Below are 15,022 nucleotides of genomic sequence, written 5' to 3'. Positions count from 1 at the left end.
GGGCATCTCTGCCCAGCCGATGCGCGGTACACACCTGTGGATATGCCAAAAGGGCGTCAGGATCGCTCCTGACGCCCTTTCCCGCGGTGCCGGGGCCGGCGGCCCGCAACGGCGGGGCCGGCTCTCCCGAGCCGGCGGCGCTAGCTCTTGATGCGGTTGGTCAGCTCGGTGACCTGGTTGTAGATCGAGCGCCGCTCGGCCATCAGCGAGCGGATCTTGCGGTCCGCGTGCATCACCGTGGTGTGGTCGCGGCCGCCGAACTGCGCGCCGATCTTCGGCAGCGAGAGGTCGGTCAGCTCCCGGCAGAGGTACATCGCGATCTGACGCGCCGTCACCAGGACGCGGCTGCGCGAGGATCCGCAGAGGTCGTCCACACCCAGCCCGAAGTACGCGGCGGTCTGCTGCATGATGACCTGCGCGGTGATCTCCGGACCGGCGTCCTCGTCCCCACCCGGGATCAGGTCCTTGAGGACGATCCCGGCCAACTCCAGGTCCACCGGCGCCCGGTTGAGGTTGGCGAAGGCGGTGACCCGGATCAGGGCGCCCTCCAACTCCCGGATGTTGCGGGTGATTCGGGACGCGATGAACTCCAACACGTCGGCCGGGGCGTTGAGTTGCTCCTGGATCGCCTTCTTGCGCAGGATCGCGATCCGGGTCTCCAGCTCCGGCGGGGTGACGTCGGTGATCAGGCCCCACTCGAAGCGGTTGCGCAGCCGGTCCTCCAGCGTGGTCAGCAGCTTGGGCGGCCGGTCCGAGGAGAGGACGATCTGCTTGTTCGCGTTGTGCAGGGTGTTGAAGGTGTGGAAGAACTCCTCCTGCGTGGACTCCTTGCTCGCGAGGAACTGCACGTCGTCCACGAGCAGGATGTCCATGTCCCGGTAGCGGCGGCGGAAGGTGTCCGCCTTGCCGTCCCGGATCGAGTTGATGAACTCGTTGGTGAACTCCTCCGAGGACACGTAGCGCACCCGGGTGCCCGGGAAGAGGCTGCGCGAGTAGTGCCCGATGGCGTGCAGCAGGTGGGTCTTGCCCAGCCCGGACTCGCCGTAGATGAAGAGCGGGTTGTACGCCTTGGCCGGGGCCTCGGCGACCGCCACCGCCGCCGCGTGCGCGAAGCGGTTGCTCGCGCCGATGACGAAGGTGTCGAAGAGGTACTTGGGGTTCAGCCGGGCGGCCGGCTCGTCCTTGCGCGAGCCGCCGGCCGGCGGGGCGCCCGGCGGGGCGGGTACTCCGGGGACGGCGGGGCGCTCGGTCGCGCGCTCCGGCGCGTTCTTGTCCGCGGGGCGGCCGCCGGCCGGGCGGGAGCCGGGGGAGCGGCGGCCGGCTCCGGCGCGGGGCTGCTCGTTCGGGCCGGGGCCGTACGCGCCGCCGAACAGGTCGCCCTGGGTGGTCGCGGGCGGGCCGGGCATCGGGCGCGGCGCAGGTCGGGGCGCGGGCTCGTCGGGCTCGCGGTAGGCGGGCGGTTGCTCCTGGTACCCGCCCTGCTCCTGGTAGCCACCCTGGTCGGGGTAGCCGTGTTCCTGGTAGCCGCCCTGCTCCTGGTAGCCCGGCCAGGTCGGACCGGCCGCCGGGCCGCCGTACGGCGCCGGGCGCTGCTCGTAGCCGCCGGTGTCGTAGCGGGGCCGCTCGTAGTCCTGCTCGTACGGCTGCTGGTAGCCCTGGCCGCCGTAGCCGCCGGTGTCCTCGTCGGACGGGCCGGGGTACGGCTCGGCCGGGGCCTGGGCGGCGGGTGCGGGGGTGGTCGGGACGGCGTTGGCGTCGACCATCACGGCGATCCGGACCGGACGGCCGAGCTCGCGGCTGAGGGCCTCGGTGAGCTGCGGCAGCAGCCGGCCCTCCAGCACCTGCTTGGCCCGCTCGTTCGGGGTCGCCAGCAGGGCGGTGTCGTGCATCATCCACATCGGCTGGGTGCGCTGCACCCACTGCTTGTCCATCTCCCCGACGTCCGGGTCGCTGACCAGCCGCTCGACGACCCTCGCCCAGACCGGGACGAGGTCGCTGTTGACATCAGCCACTGGTGCACGCTTTCTCGGTTCCCCGCGGCTCCAGCAGGGGGTGGTGGATCAGGAGACAGTGATCGGTGGGCCCGTCTCCGGCGGACCGACCCCACGAGGAACGAAACACTAAGAACAAACCAGACAAGTCCTGCAACGGTAGTCAGCGAACAGGGCCGGATCAAGTCGTTGTCCACAGGCTGTGGGCGAAGCGGGTTTCGGACATCCGTGGGGGACCGTTCGAAGAGGCTGGTTTGACCCTCGCGCCCCGTCCCGCGTACCGTAACCAGGTCGAGTTGTCGATGGCCGCTGCCGCATGTCCGCGGGTCCACCCGCTCCATAAGGCGCGCAGCACGGGCGCCGTGGATTGCCTGAAACCCCAGCCGAACTGGGGTGATGGGCCGGATTTCCGTATCAGGGGAGATCACGCGGACGCACGGTGACGGCCAAGCGACTCCCCGTCATCCTACGATTCACCTCAGGAGCCCCCGAGTGAGCAAGCGCACCTTCCAGCCGAACAACCGTCGTCGCGCGAAGACCCACGGCTTCCGGCTGCGTATGCGTACCCGCGCCGGCCGCGCCATCCTGGCTGCCCGCCGTGGCAAGGGCCGCGCCAGCCTGTCCGCCTGATCCACGACAGAGTCTGTTGTGCTGCCCTCCGAGAATCGGCTGCGGCGGCGCCAGGACTTCGCGACCGCGGTGAAACGCGGTCGTCGGGCCGGCCGGCCCCTTCTGGTCGTCCATCTCAGCAGAGATGGTGACCCCAAGGGGCAGACCGACCGGACCAGCGACTCCCGCCCGCACGTCGCCGAGGGGACTCCTTCGGCGCGTGCGGGTTTCGTCGTGAGCAAGGCCGTCGGCCCGGCGGTCGTTCGCAACCTGGTCAAGCGCCGGTTGCGTCACCTCGTTCGTGATCGTCTGTCCAGGCTGCCCGCCGGTAGCCTGATAGTGGTGCGTGCGCTGCCCCAGGCCGCGTCCGCCTCGTACCAGGACCTCGAACGTGACCTGGACGCGGCGCTGAAGCGGTTGCTGAAGGTGGAGCCCGCCACGACGGCGCCGACGGGAGCAGGTCGATGAAGTACCTGCTGATGGGTCTGATCAGGGTCTACCAGTGGACCATCAGCCCACTGCTCGGTCCGGTCTGCCGTTACTACCCCTCCTGTTCGCACTACGGCTTCGAAGCCGTGAAGGTGCACGGGGCGGTCAAGGGCGGCGGGCTGACCGTGTGGCGCATCCTGCGCTGCAATCCGTGGACGCCCGGCGGGGTCGATCACGTTCCGCCGCGTAAGCATCCGGTGTGGCACCGGCGGTTGCGAGACTGGCTGAGCAGCCGGTCCGCCACCGGACAGCCGGTGACCACGACCCCCGCCGGTCCGGACCCAGAGGGCCCGGCGACCATTGGCCCCGCGGGGCCAATCCACATGTCCAAGGAGCCTGACCGGTGACCTTCTCCTTCCTGAATCCCCTGTACACAGCGGTGTCCTGGATCATCGTCCAGTTCCACTCGCTGTACAGCAACATCTTCGACCCGGACGGTGGCTGGGCCTGGGGTCTGGCCATCGCCTCGATGGTGGTCGTCATCCGGATCTGCCTGATCCCGCTCTTCGTGAAGCAGATCAAGGCGACCCGGGCCATGCAGGCGATCCAGCCGAAGATGAAGGCCATCCAGGAGCGCTACAAGAACGACAAGCAGCGCCAGTCCGAAGAGATGATGAAGCTGTACAAGGAGGCGGGTACCAACCCGTTCTCCAGCTGCCTTCCGATCATCGTGCAGGCGCCGTTCTTCACCGCCCTCTACGGCGTGCTCGCCAAGGTCGCCAAGAGCCAGGAGATCGGCGTCATCCACGGCGACCTGCTGGTGAGCGCCGGCAAGGCGCACATCTTCGGTGCCCCGCTCTCCGCGACCTTCGTCAGCAGCCCCGAGACCAGCGTCAAGATCGTCACCGCGGTGATGATCATCATGATGTCGCTGTCGCAGTTCATCACCCAGCGCCAGCTGATGACCAAGAACGTCGACCTCACGGTGAAGACGCCGTTCATGCAGCAGCAGAAGATGCTGATGTACGTCTTCCCGGTGATGTTCGCCGTGATGGGCATCAACTTCCCCGTCGGTGTCCTGGTCTACTGGCTGACCACCAACGTCTGGTCGATGGGCCAGCAGCTGATCGTCATCCGCAACAACCCGACTCCGGGCAGCAAGGCCTTCGCGGATCGGCAGGTCCGCCTGAAGAAGGCCGGCCGGCTGAACCCGGACGGTTCGGAGATCAAGGGCGCGCTGTGGGGCATGCTTCCCCCGTCCAAGGCGGCCATCAGCGCGGCCTCGTCCGCGGCCGCCGTGGTCGAGGAGTCGGCGCAGGCGCGCCGCCAGCAGCCCCGCAAGCAGAGCAAGGCGCAGCGCCAGCAGAGCGGTACCGGGCAGCAGACCGCCGACCTGACCAAGGACGCCCCGTCCTCGACCGAGGAGCCCGCCGAGGAGGCCGTCCAGGCCGACTCCGGTGCCAATCCGGCGGCCACCCAGCAGGGCGCGACCAAGCCCGGTGCGGCCAAGCCGGGCACCACCCGGCAGCAGGGCGCCCGGCAGCAGCCGAAGCGCGGTGGCGGGCAGCGGCCGAAGAAGAAGTCCTGACCGGTCCCGGACCTGTTGTGACAGCGCGCAGAGCTTCGTTCCCGGCCCACCAACTGGGCCCATCTCCGAAGGAGTCCATCAGTGACTGAAGGCACCACCTCCGCCGTCGAGGCCGAGGCCGCCGCCAGCGCCGACGAGAACCTCATCGCCCGGCTGGAGCAGGAGGGCGACATCGCGGCGGACTACCTGGAGGGTCTGCTCGACATCGCCGACCTCGACGGTGACATCGACATGGACGTCGAGGGCGACCGCGCCCTGGTCTCCATCGTCGGTGACGGCAACGACCGCGCGCTGCAGCGCCTGGTCGGCCAGGACGGCGAGGTGCTGGAGGCACTGCAGGAGCTGACCCGGTTGGCTGTCCACCGGGAGACCGGCGAGCGCAGCCGCCTCATGCTGGACATTGCCGGCTTCCGGGCCCGCAAGCGCTCCGAGCTGGCCGCGCTCGGTGCCAAGGCCGCCGAGCAGGCGAAGAGCAGTGGCGAGCAGGTCAAGCTGCGGCCGATGACGCCCTTCGAGCGCAAGGTCGTCCACGACGCGGTCGCGGCCGCCGGTCTGCGCAGCGAGTCCGAGGGCGAAGAGCCCCAGCGATGCGTGGTCGTGCTGCCGGTCTGAGGCCGGCGGTACGACGACCGGTTGCTTCGGCGGCCGGTGGGCTTCACCGGACGCGACCCCGTCCGCCTCGTGCGGGCGGGGTCGTCGTCCCTTCGCGGGGCGTGAGCCCGGCGCGAGATGTTTCACGTGAAACAGTGCGGAGAGCGGGTCGGTGGATCCGGGGATCGGAGAGGTCGAGATGGACACGGAGAACGCGGCCGCTGGTCGGCCGGGGGCGGCCGACGTGAATCCGGCCGCTGCCGGGCAGGCCGCCGAGGCGGCCGACGCGCCCGAGCTGGCCGGTGCTCCGGCCGTCGCCCGGGAGGTCTTCGGCGATCGCTTCGACGCCGCGGTCCGCTACACCGAACTGCTGGCCACCGCGGGCGTGCAGCGCGGGCTGATCGGGCCGCGGGAGGTGCCCCGGCTCTGGGACCGGCACGTCCTCAACTGTGCGGTGCTCGCCGAGCTGCTGCCGGCCGGCTCGACCCTGTGCGACGTCGGGTCCGGCGCCGGTCTGCCGGGCATCCCGGTGGCGCTGGCCCGTCCGGACGTCTCGGTGACGCTGCTGGAGCCGCTGCTGCGTCGGACCACCTTCCTGGAGGAGGTCGTCCGGGAGCTCGGGCTGGAGAACGTCACGGTGCTGCGCGGCCGGGCCGAGGAGATGGTCGGCAAGCTCGCGGTGGACGTGGTGACCGCCCGCGCGGTGGCGCCGCTGGACCGGCTGGCCGGCTGGGGGATGCCGCTGCTCCGGCCGCACGGGCAGATGCTGGCGCTCAAGGGCGACAGCGCCGAGCAGGAGCTGGCCGACTCGCGGGCCGGGCTGACCAAGCTGGGCGCGGTCGAGTGGAGCGTGATCTCGGTCGGTGAGGGCACCCTGGAGACCTCGACCCGGGTGGTCCAGGTCAAGGCCGGCGAGAGCCCCGGCGGCGTGAAGGCCGCGACCCGGCGGGCGAAGGCGGCCCGGGCCGGGCGCAACGCGGGCGCCCGGACCGGTGAGCGCACCCGGGGCGGGCGGCGCCGTACCCGCTGAGACGGGTGACGCCGGACACGCTCGACGACGGGCGGGTGGTTCCTCCTGAACGGGGGAGCACCCGCCCGTCGGCGTTCCGGTGGCCGGCCGGGTGACGGTGGGTCGACGGGAGGACACCGGAGTGTCGCAACGTCATATTTCCGACATAGCAGGCATGGTGTTTCACGTGAAACGTCGCTCCTTGCTCTCGGGAATCCTCGGCCGCAGCCGGGCGGCGACTGTTGCCGCTCCGGTTTCACGTGAAACACTGACCTCCATGCAGGACTCGGAGACCATCGACCAGATCGATGACACGCCCATCGCGCGGGCTGCCCAGGCTGCGGTTCAGGCGATCGGCCGAGCGGGTGAGGGTCTGCCCCGCCCGGCCGCCACCCGGGTGATGGTGGTCGCCAACCAGAAGGGCGGGGTCGGCAAGACCACCACCACCGTCAACCTGGCCGCCTCGCTCGCCATGCACGGACTGCGCGTCCTGGTCGTCGACCTCGACCCGCAGGGCAACGCCTCCACGGCCCTCGGCATCGACCACCACGCCGAGGTGCCGTCCATCTACGACGTCCTGGTCGAGGGCAAGCCGCTCGCCGACGTGGTGCAGCCGGTGGTGGACGTCGAGGGACTGTTCTGCGTCCCCGCGACCATCGACCTGGCCGGCGCCGAGATCGAGCTGGTCTCGCTGGTGGCGCGGGAGAGCCGGCTGCAGCGCGCCATCGCCGCCTACGAGCAGCCGCTCGACTACATCCTGATCGACTGCCCGCCCTCGCTGGGCCTGCTCACGGTCAACGCCCTGGTGGCCGGGCAGGAGGTGCTGATCCCGATCCAGTGCGAGTACTACGCGCTGGAGGGCCTGGGCCAGCTGCTGCGCAACGTCGAGCTGGTGCGCGCGCACCTCAACCCCGCGCTGCACGTCTCGACCATCCTGCTCACCATGTACGACGCCCGGACCAGGCTGGCCGCGCAGGTCGCCGAGGAGGTCCGGACGCACTTCCAGCAGGAGGTGCTGAGCACCGCGATCCCGCGCTCGGTCCGGATCTCGGAGGCGCCCAGCTACGGTCAGACGGTGCTCACCTACGACCCGGGCTCGACCGGGGCGCTCTCCTACCTGGAGGCCGCCCGCGAGCTCGCGCTGCGCGCGGTGGGCACGGGCGTGGGTGGCTCCACACTGGTGGGCCAGCAGCGGGACGGCCAGCAGGGGCACGGAGCCCCGGTGGCACAGCACGGTACGACGGAGGGTCATCAGTGAGTGGTCGCAGGGGTCTGGGACGAGGGCTCGGGGCGCTGATCGGCCCCGCCACGCCGGTGGACGGCGGGGCGGCGCAGCCCGTGGCGGTCCCGCCCGCACCGGCCTCGGCGGTGGCGACCGACTCGGTGTCGTCGGCCTCGGTGCCGGTGCTGCCGGGCGGCCGTGCCACGGTGGCGGCCAGGGCGGCCGCGGGCAGCCTGCGGGAGCAGGCCGACCAGGTGCGGCTCGCACCGGTGGCCGGTGCCTTCTTCGCCGAGCTGCCGCTGGGCGCGATCGTGGCCAACCCGTGCCAGCCGCGCAAGAACTTCGACGAGGACAAGCTGGACGAGTTGGTCGCCTCCATCAAGGAGGTGGGCCTGCTCCAGCCGGTCGTGGTGCGCCAGGTCGGCTCGGAGAAGTTCGAGCTGATCATGGGGGAGCGCCGCTGGCGGGCCTCCAAGGAGGCCGGGCTGGAGCGGATTCCGGCGATCGTCCGCGCCACCGAGGACGACAAGCTGCTGCTGGACGCCCTCCTGGAGAACCTGCACCGGGCCGAGCTGAACCCGCTGGAGGAGGCCGCCGCCTACGACCAGCTGCTGCGGGACTTCTCCTGCACCCACGACGAGCTGGCGGACCGGATCGGCCGCTCGCGCTCGCACGTCTCCAACACGCTGCGGCTGCTGAAGCTCTCGCCGACCGTGCAGAGCCGGGTGGCCGCCGGAACGCTGACGGCCGGCCACGCCCGGGCGCTGCTCGGTGTGGCGGACGCCGAGCGGCAGGAGCAGCTGGCCAAGCGGATCGTCGCGGAGGGCCTCTCGGTGCGGACCACCGAGGAGATCGTCACGGTGATGGGCTCGGAGGAGGAGAAGCCGAAGCGCCAGGCGCCGAAGGCCGGCAAGCTGCTCTCCCCGGCCTTCAACGATCTGGCGAGCCGGCTGTCGGACCGCTTCGACACCCGGGTCAAGGTCGAGGTGTCGCAGCGCGGTGGCAAGCTGGGCAAGGGCAAGGTGGTGCTGGAGTTCGGTTCGGTCGAGGACCTGAACCGGATCCTGGACAGTCTGGCCCCGGGCGAGGACGGTCTGCGGCTGTCGCAGGGCTGAGCCGGGCCGGGGACGGTACCCGATGGGTGCATGTTCCACGTGAGCGCTGTTTCGTGAGCGCTGTTTCACGTGAAACATGCACCCATCGGCGTCTGTGGGGGCATGCTCGACCGTGACGAGGAGGAGGTGCGGGGCATGGGACGCCGGATCGCTCCGCTGACCCTGGACAACCTCGCCGACCTGCCGACGACCTGCCGCTCCTGTGTGTTCTGGGAGCTGGATCCGGTCAGCGGGAGGGCGGCGGTGGAGTCCGGGAAGCCGGAGCTGGAGAAGGAGGGGTGGATCTCCGCGGTGCTGCTGGAGTGGGGCTCCTGCGGTCGGATCGTCTACGTGGACGACCAGCCGGCCGGCTTCGTGCTGTACGCGCCGCCCGCCTACGTGCCCCGGTCGCAGTCCTTCCCGACCAGTCCGGTCTCGCCGGACGCCGTGCAGCTGATGGTCAGCCGGGTGCTGCCGGGCTACCAGCGGCAGGGGCTCGGCCGGGTGCTGGTGCAGACCGTGGCCAAGGACCTGCTCGGGCGCGGGGTGCGGGCGATCGAGGCGTTCGGTTCGGCGGGGCCGGAGCCGGTCGGCTGCGTGCTGCCGGCCGACCATCTGCTCGCGGTCGGCTTCAAGACCGTCCGGCCGCACCACCGCTACCCGCGGCTGCGGCTGGAGGCGAGGACCACGCTCTCCTGGCGGGGCGATGTCGAGGTGGCGCTGGAGCGGCTGCTCGGTGGGGGGCGCAAGGAGCCTGCGCTGCGGCCGTTCTAGGGCGTTGAAACGACGGCGGCCGTTGAAACGACGGCGGCCGTGGAAACGACGGCGGCGGGGCTCCCTGGTGTGGGGAGCCCCGCCGCCGTTCGGTCGACGACCTGTCGACCTAGATGTAGCCGTCCAGCTCGCGCAGCAGCGCGGCCTTCGGACGGGCACCGGTGATGGACTTCACCGGCTCGCCGCCCTTGTAGAGGATGAGGGTCGGGATCGAGATGACGCCGTACTGGGCGGCGGTCGCCTGGTTGGCGTCCACGTCCAGCTTGGCGATGGTCAGCTTGTCGCCGTTCTCGGCCGCGATCTCGTCCAGGATCGGGGCGACCTGACGGCACGGGCCGCACCAGGTGGCCCAGAAGTCGACCAGCACGGGCTTGTCGCTGTCCAGGACGTCGGCCTGGAACGTCGCGTCGGTGACGGTGGTGGTGGCGCCGGCCACGGGTACTCCTCGGGTTCGGACGGAGAGGGCTGCTGCCAGGTCAACAACGGGCGGGCCCGTTCTGTTTCGGCCTGGCCGGGGCGGGGGTGTTTCACGTGAAACAGGTGCCACACCCCCGCGGGGGATCGGTCGGTGGCGCGAGGGGCGCGGAGGTCAGACCGCCACGGCGGCGGCCTTGGCCTCCAGGTCGTCCAGCGCGGCGAGGTAGCGCTCGGCGTCCAGCGCGGCGGAGCAGCCGGTGCCGGCGGCCGTGATGGCCTGGCGGTAGGTGTGGTCCACGACGTCGCCGGCGCCGAACACGCCCGGGATGTTGGTCCGGGTCGAGGGCGCCTCGACCTTGAGGTAGCCCTCGCCGTCGAGGTCCAGCTGGCCCTTGAACAGCTCGGTGCGCGGGTCGTGGCCGATCGCGATGAAGAGGCCGGTGACGTCCAGCTCGCGGGTCTCACCGGTGGTGGTGTCGCGCAGGGTGACGCCGCTCAGCTTCGGGTCGCCGTGGATGGCCTCGACCGCGCTGTCCCACTCGAAGCGGATCTTCTCGTCGGCGAAGGCGCGCTCCTGCATCGCCTTGGAGGCGCGCAGGCTGTCCCGGCGGTGGATGATCGTGACGCTGCGGGCGAAGCGGGAGAGGAAGGTCGCCTCCTCCAGCGCGGTGTCGCCGCCGCCGACCACCGCGATGTCCTGGTCGCGGAAGAAGAAGCCGTCGCAGGTGGCGCACCAGGAGACACCGCGACCGGACAGCTTGTCCTCGTTCGGCAGGCCCAGCTTGCGGTGCTGGGAGCCGGTGGTGACGATCACGGCACGCGCCTTGTGCACGTTGCCCTCGGAGTCGGTGACGGTCTTGACGTCACCGGTGAGGTCGACCGCGACGATGTCGTCCGGGATCAGCTCGGCGCCGAAGCGCTCGGCCTGGGCCCGCATGTTGTCCATCAGCTCGGGTCCCATGATGCCGTCCCGGAAGCCCGGGAAGTTCTCGACCTCGGTGGTGTTCATCAGGGCGCCACCGGCGGTGACGGCCCCCTCGAAGACCAGCGGCTTCAGGGAGGCCCGAGCCGTGTAGAGCGCGGCCGTGTAGCCGGCCGGGCCGGAACCGATGATGATCACGTTACGGACGTCGCTCACTGCATCTCCTGGTTCGCATCGCGACCCGCGCTAGGTGCGGGGAGGGCGGTCCTGCTCCGCCGCCCGGGACAACGACTGACCAGTGTCTCGCATTCCCAGGCGGATCAGTACCAGCTGCCCGCACTGCGGGAGCGGCGTGGCGCCCTGGTCGTCGATCGCATGGGAACGGGGGCCGGTCGGACGGGATCGGGCGGTCAACGGGTGGGGACGGTGCGGTGCAGCACGACCGGCCCGCAGTCGGGGGAGCGCAGGTAGACGTCCGCGAACCCGGGTCGGCCGGGCGCCGGGTAGACCAGCACCTCGACCGGGGCGCCCGCGTAGCTGCCGTGGTCGGTGGCCAGCGGGGTGCCCTCGGCGGGGGCCTGGCAGGCCGGCGGGGAGGCCTGGGTGGTGAGCTCCTGGCGTCCCTCGGCGGGCGGCGCGGCGGAGGGCTTGGCGGGCCCGGTCGGGCGCAGCCCGGGGGTGGTCCCCGCGTGGGCCAGCAGCTGCCGGATCTGGTCGGCCAGCTGGTCGTCGTCCCGGAAGACGGGGCCGGCGCCCGCGGCCTGGTCGGCGCGGGCGCTGTGCGCGGCACCGGTCTCGGTGGGCGCGCCGGCGGCCGCGGCCGGATGCCGGTCGCCCTGGTCGGCCGGGCGCAGCAGCAGGGCCCCGCCGAGGGCGATCGCGGCCAGGGCGGTGGCCGCGCCGAGCAGCAGGGCGACGCGCCGCCGCCGGGGGCGCGGGCGGCCCGGGCCGGTGGGTGCGGCGGGCCGGGCAGGGGGCGCGGTGGGCGCCGTGACGGCCCGCGAGGGCGGGGCCGGGGTGGTGGCCCGGGAGCCCGCGGCGGGGGTGTCCTGGGTGGCCTGCACCGCCTCGGGGGCGGTGGCGGCCGCGGCCAGGGCGGCGTCCAACCGGGCGGCGACGTCGGCGGGCATCGGCGGGGTCTCGACGGCGCCGAGCAGCGCCTGGACCTCGCCGAGCGTGTCGGTGGTCTCGCGGCACTCGGCGCAGCCGTCCAGGTGCCGCCGCAGCGCGTCGGCGGCACCGGCGGACGCGATCAGCCCCTCGGCGAGGTCGGCGAGCTCGTCGACGGAGGGGTGGGCCCCTGCGGGGCCGGGGGTGCCGGGGGAGGAGAAGTGGGCCGTCATCGCGTGCTCGCGTCTCCTTCCAGAACCGTCCGACCGGTGTTCGGGCCTGTCCCTGTGACGGTGCGGGTGTCCGTGGGGTTCCCCGGTGCGCTCCGCCGTGACGGCAGGGCCGGGCCGGGGCCGTCCGGTGTTTCACGTGAAACATCCGCCCCGCCGCCGTTCTCGCGCAGGTGGCGGACCAGCGGGAGCAGTCGGGCCCGGCCCCGGGCGCAGCGGCTCTTCACGGTGCCCACCGGGACGCCCAGCAGCTCGGCCGCCTCGGCGACCGGGTAGCCCTGCATGTCGACCAGGACCAGCGCGGCCCGCTGTTCGGCGGGCAGTTCGGCGAGCGCCGCGGTCAGCTCGCGCTGGACCTCGGCCCGGACCACCGGGGAGTCGGCCGGCTCGGCGGCGCCGACCAGGGCGTCCAGGCGCCGCGGGTCCTCGTCGAGCGGGGTGGTGCGGCGGGTGGCGCTGCGCCGGGCGCGGTCCAGACAGGCGTTGACCACGATCCGGTGCAGCCAGGTGGTGACCGCCGAGCGGCCCTGGAAGCCGGGGGCGGCGCGGAAGGCGGAGACCAGGGCGTCCTGGAGGGCGTCGGCGGCCTCCTCGCGGTCGCCGAGGGTGCGCAGGGCGACCGCCCAGAGCCGGTCGCGGTGGCGGTTCACCAGGAGGCCGAAGGCGTCCGGGTCGCCGGCGACGTGCCGGGCGAGCAACGCCGCGTCGTCGTCCGCCGTCGTCACCCTTGCCCCCCCTCTCCGCCGTCCCGGTGTGTGCGGGCCTCCGCTCAGCCGGAGACCTTGACCTCGGCGACGTGGCCACGGAACCTGCCGTCGGAATCCTTCGACAGGCTGGTCAGCCAGATCATGACGTAACGCGTGGTGACCGGGCTGTCCAGGGTGAAGTCGGTCGCGGTGCCGCTCTTCTTGCCGAGCAGGGTGTACTCGCCGATCGGGGCGCCCTTCGGGTCGGCCGCGGCCGCGGCGTTGGGCACCCGGAGCTCCGCCGTGTGGTTTCCGACGAACTGGACGTTCACGGAGCTGATGGCCTGCGGCGAGCCGAGGTCGATCAACAGACCGGTACCCGACTTGAGGGCGGGCGGCTTGGGGCCGAGCTGGTCGTTGTACCACTGGGTGGTCCAGTTGGTGTTCGGGTCGCCGTCGACGGCCTTCCCGATGCTGTCGTTGCCGTCGGGGCCGTCGCCCAGCGGGTTGTACGACAGCGCCTCCTTGATCGGGATCGGCACCGGGGTGTGCGTGGTGGGGTGGGGGGTCACCGAGGCGCTGCTCGCCGAGGGCAGCGGGGACGCGACGGCGCCCTGGTTGTTGCGCAGGGTGTCGACGAACTGCCAGGAGGCGATGCCGATCGCGCCCAGGGCGACCGTCCAGGCGGTCGCCTTGACCACCCGGCGCAGCCGCCGCCGGGTGCGCCGGGTCGAGGTCGGGCGGGACGAGGCCGGCAGCGGGGCGACGGCCGGGTCGGCCACCCGGTTGGGGATGGGCGCGGTGGGCAGGGCGTGGGTGTTGTGCCGGGGCGGGGTCGGGAAGACGGGCAGCTCGGGCTCGGGCTGGCGGATGCGGGGCATCAGCGAGATCGCCCGGGCCAGCTCCTCCGGAGTGGTGATCGGCTCGGCGTGATGCGGCGGGTGGTCGAACAGGGCCCGCGCGGCGAGCTCCGACAGGCCCTTGTGGACGCCGGCGCGGACCTGGTCCGGCGCGGCGTTCTGGAGGTCCTTCGGCAGGCCCTGGAGGTCGTAGCGGTCCTCGGGGTAGGGCCAGCGGTGGGTGAGCGCGGCGAACAGCAGTGCGCCGATCGCACGGGTGTCGGCGCGCTGGGAGTCCTCGGCACCATCGTCGGCGGGCAGCCCGCGCAGCGCGGCGTCCACCGCGATGCCGTTGATCCGGTACTGGCCGCTGTCGGTGCGCAGTACGCAGCGCGGGGTGAGCCGCAGGTGGGCCTGGCCGCGCCGGTGGGCGGCGGCGACGGCGTCGGTGACCTGGCGGACCATCTGGTACGCCGCGTGCGGCTCCATCGGGCCGTCGGCGAGCAGCTTGGCGAGGTCGGAGGCGTGCGGCAGCCACTCCCGCACGACGTAGACCAGCTCGCCCTCCTGGACGGCGTCCAGGACCTGGACGAAGCGCGGGTCGCCGAGCAGGGCGGCGGACTTGGCGGCGGCCAGCACTTTGCGGGCCCGCTGGTGGCCGGAGGCCATCAGGTGGACGCCGACGGCCCGGCGCAGCTTCTCGTCGACCGCGCGCCAGCTGCTGAAGGTCTCGGTCTGGGAGATGCACTCCTCCAGCCGGTACCGGTTGCCGATCTTGTCGCCGCTGTGCCGCAGCGGGGCGGGGAGGGTGCGCGGGAGGGTGGCGGTGTCGCGCGGGTCGACGGTGGGCTGCGGGTCGGTGGGGCGGCGCTTGGCGGCCGGCGCGGGCTCCGGGGCGGCGGGCTTGCGCCGGGCGGTGCCCGCGGCCAGCTCGGCGGCGATCTCGTGGACCGAGAGCGGAGCGGTGATCTCCGAGGTCTCCTCGCCGCCGGAGGCGCCCTTTCCGGCCTCCGCGTCGGCCTCCGCGCCCGTGTCGGCCTCCGTTTCCGCGGCCGCGTCGGGGCCCGCGTCGCCGGCCGCGTCGTCGGCCGCGTCGTCGGCCACCGGGGTGTCCGGGGCGGAGCCCTGCTCGGGGTCCGTGGAGGCGTTTTTGGAGGCGTCCGAAGAGGGCGCGCCGGCGTCGCCCGCAGGGGCGGTCTTCCCGCCCGCGAGCTCGTCGATCGCCGCGGCCAGTGCGGCCTCGTCCGCCGCCGCGTCAGCTGCTGACGTGTCGACGACCGCCTTGGTGCCATCAGCCACCGTGGTCCTGCCTCCCCTTGTGTCGCCCCGGCCTGAGAGAGTCGCTGGAGCCCGCGGGTTGGGGGCCCCGTGCTCCAGGACAATTGTGCCCACTCTTCTCCACCGAGTACGACCGCTGAAGGGCCTGCTCGGTTGCATGACGGTGGAGAGATGTGGTGCAGACCCGACACCGGGCCGCCATCTGGCGGCCCGGGCGGATCCGGGCGCGGGCG

Annotated in this window: 15 protein-coding genes; 9 read left to right on the top strand and 6 right to left on the bottom strand. The window is 72.4% G+C overall.

What is annotated here, in order from left to right; all coding sequences use genetic code 11:
* Positions 1–140 precede the first annotated feature (140 nt).
* On the bottom strand, positions 141–2,012 hold the full coding sequence (dnaA, locus tag ACIO5E_RS08050; RefSeq protein WP_400664903.1) for a chromosomal replication initiator protein DnaA: 1,872 nt from the start codon (positions 2,010–2,012) through the stop codon (positions 141–143).
* A 471-nt stretch (positions 2,013–2,483) separates the two neighbouring features.
* On the opposite strand from dnaA, the gene rpmH reads away from it, so the two are divergent.
* The 9 genes from rpmH (at position 2,484) to ACIO5E_RS08005 (ending at position 9,307) form a co-directional block, all read left to right on the top strand.
* Entirely contained in the window at positions 2,484–2,621 is a 138-nt protein-coding gene (rpmH, locus tag ACIO5E_RS08045; RefSeq protein ID WP_030059672.1) for a 50S ribosomal protein L34, read from the top strand.
* Positions 2,622–2,639: 18 nt separating this feature from the next.
* Positions 2,640–3,068, top strand: a complete 429-nt coding sequence (gene rnpA, locus ACIO5E_RS08040; RefSeq protein WP_280673896.1) for a ribonuclease P protein component — start codon at positions 2,640–2,642, stop codon at positions 3,066–3,068.
* Entirely contained in the window at positions 3,065–3,436 is a 372-nt protein-coding gene (gene yidD, locus ACIO5E_RS08035) for a membrane protein insertion efficiency factor YidD (protein WP_280673895.1), read from the top strand. The genes rnpA and yidD overlap by 4 nt, the downstream gene beginning before the upstream one ends.
* Positions 3,433–4,617, top strand: a complete 1,185-nt coding sequence (yidC, locus tag ACIO5E_RS08030) for a membrane protein insertase YidC (protein ID WP_400664902.1) — start codon at positions 3,433–3,435, stop codon at positions 4,615–4,617. Before yidD ends, yidC begins: the two co-directional genes overlap by 4 nt.
* An 81-nt stretch (positions 4,618–4,698) precedes the next feature.
* Positions 4,699–5,229, top strand: coding sequence for a R3H domain-containing nucleic acid-binding protein (locus ACIO5E_RS08025; protein ID WP_280673893.1), 531 nt, complete (start codon positions 4,699–4,701; stop codon positions 5,227–5,229).
* Positions 5,230–5,407: 178 nt separating this feature from the next.
* Positions 5,408–6,238 (top strand): 16S rRNA (guanine(527)-N(7))-methyltransferase RsmG, encoded by an 831-nt coding sequence (gene rsmG, locus ACIO5E_RS08020; protein WP_400664901.1) that lies wholly within the window; start codon positions 5,408–5,410, stop codon positions 6,236–6,238.
* Positions 6,239–6,521: 283 nt separating this feature from the next.
* Positions 6,522–7,475, top strand: a complete 954-nt coding sequence (locus ACIO5E_RS08015; RefSeq protein WP_400665350.1) for a ParA family protein — start codon at positions 6,522–6,524, stop codon at positions 7,473–7,475.
* Positions 7,472–8,554, top strand: coding sequence for a ParB/RepB/Spo0J family partition protein (locus ACIO5E_RS08010; protein ID WP_400664900.1), 1,083 nt, complete (start codon positions 7,472–7,474; stop codon positions 8,552–8,554). Before ACIO5E_RS08015 ends, ACIO5E_RS08010 begins: the two co-directional genes overlap by 4 nt.
* Before the next feature lie 135 nt (positions 8,555–8,689).
* Positions 8,690–9,307 (top strand): GNAT family N-acetyltransferase, encoded by a 618-nt coding sequence (locus tag ACIO5E_RS08005; protein WP_280674105.1) that lies wholly within the window; start codon positions 8,690–8,692, stop codon positions 9,305–9,307.
* A 109-nt stretch (positions 9,308–9,416) separates the two neighbouring features.
* On the opposite strand, the gene trxA is transcribed toward ACIO5E_RS08005, so the two are convergent.
* From trxA to ACIO5E_RS07980, 5 genes are all read right to left on the bottom strand, one after another.
* Positions 9,417–9,743, bottom strand: coding sequence for a thioredoxin (trxA, locus tag ACIO5E_RS08000; RefSeq protein ID WP_400664899.1), 327 nt, complete (start codon positions 9,741–9,743; stop codon positions 9,417–9,419).
* Between the two features lie 153 nt (positions 9,744–9,896).
* Positions 9,897–10,862, bottom strand: a complete 966-nt coding sequence (gene trxB / locus ACIO5E_RS07995) for a thioredoxin-disulfide reductase (RefSeq protein ID WP_400664898.1) — start codon at positions 10,860–10,862, stop codon at positions 9,897–9,899.
* Between the two features lie 194 nt (positions 10,863–11,056).
* A complete protein-coding gene (locus tag ACIO5E_RS07990) occupies positions 11,057–11,989 on the bottom strand; it encodes a hypothetical protein (RefSeq protein ID WP_400664897.1) in 933 nt (310 codons plus the stop codon).
* On the bottom strand, positions 11,986–12,711 hold the full coding sequence (gene sigM / locus ACIO5E_RS07985; protein ID WP_400664896.1) for an RNA polymerase sigma factor SigM: 726 nt from the start codon (positions 12,709–12,711) through the stop codon (positions 11,986–11,988). Before sigM ends, ACIO5E_RS07990 begins: the two co-directional genes overlap by 4 nt.
* Positions 12,712–12,755: 44 nt before the next feature.
* The gene (locus ACIO5E_RS07980) at positions 12,756–14,810 is read right to left on the bottom strand and encodes a protein kinase family protein (RefSeq protein WP_400664895.1); all 2,055 of its coding nucleotides are present in this window, start codon (positions 14,808–14,810) and stop codon (positions 12,756–12,758) included.
* Positions 14,811–15,022 lie beyond the last annotated feature (212 nt).

This window comes from Kitasatospora sp. NPDC087314 (assembly GCF_044744365.1).
Lineage (GTDB): Bacteria > Actinomycetota > Actinomycetes > Streptomycetales > Streptomycetaceae > Kitasatospora.
The sequence above is the reverse complement of the archived record's forward strand: the minus strand, read 5'-3'. Positions and strand labels throughout refer to the sequence as shown.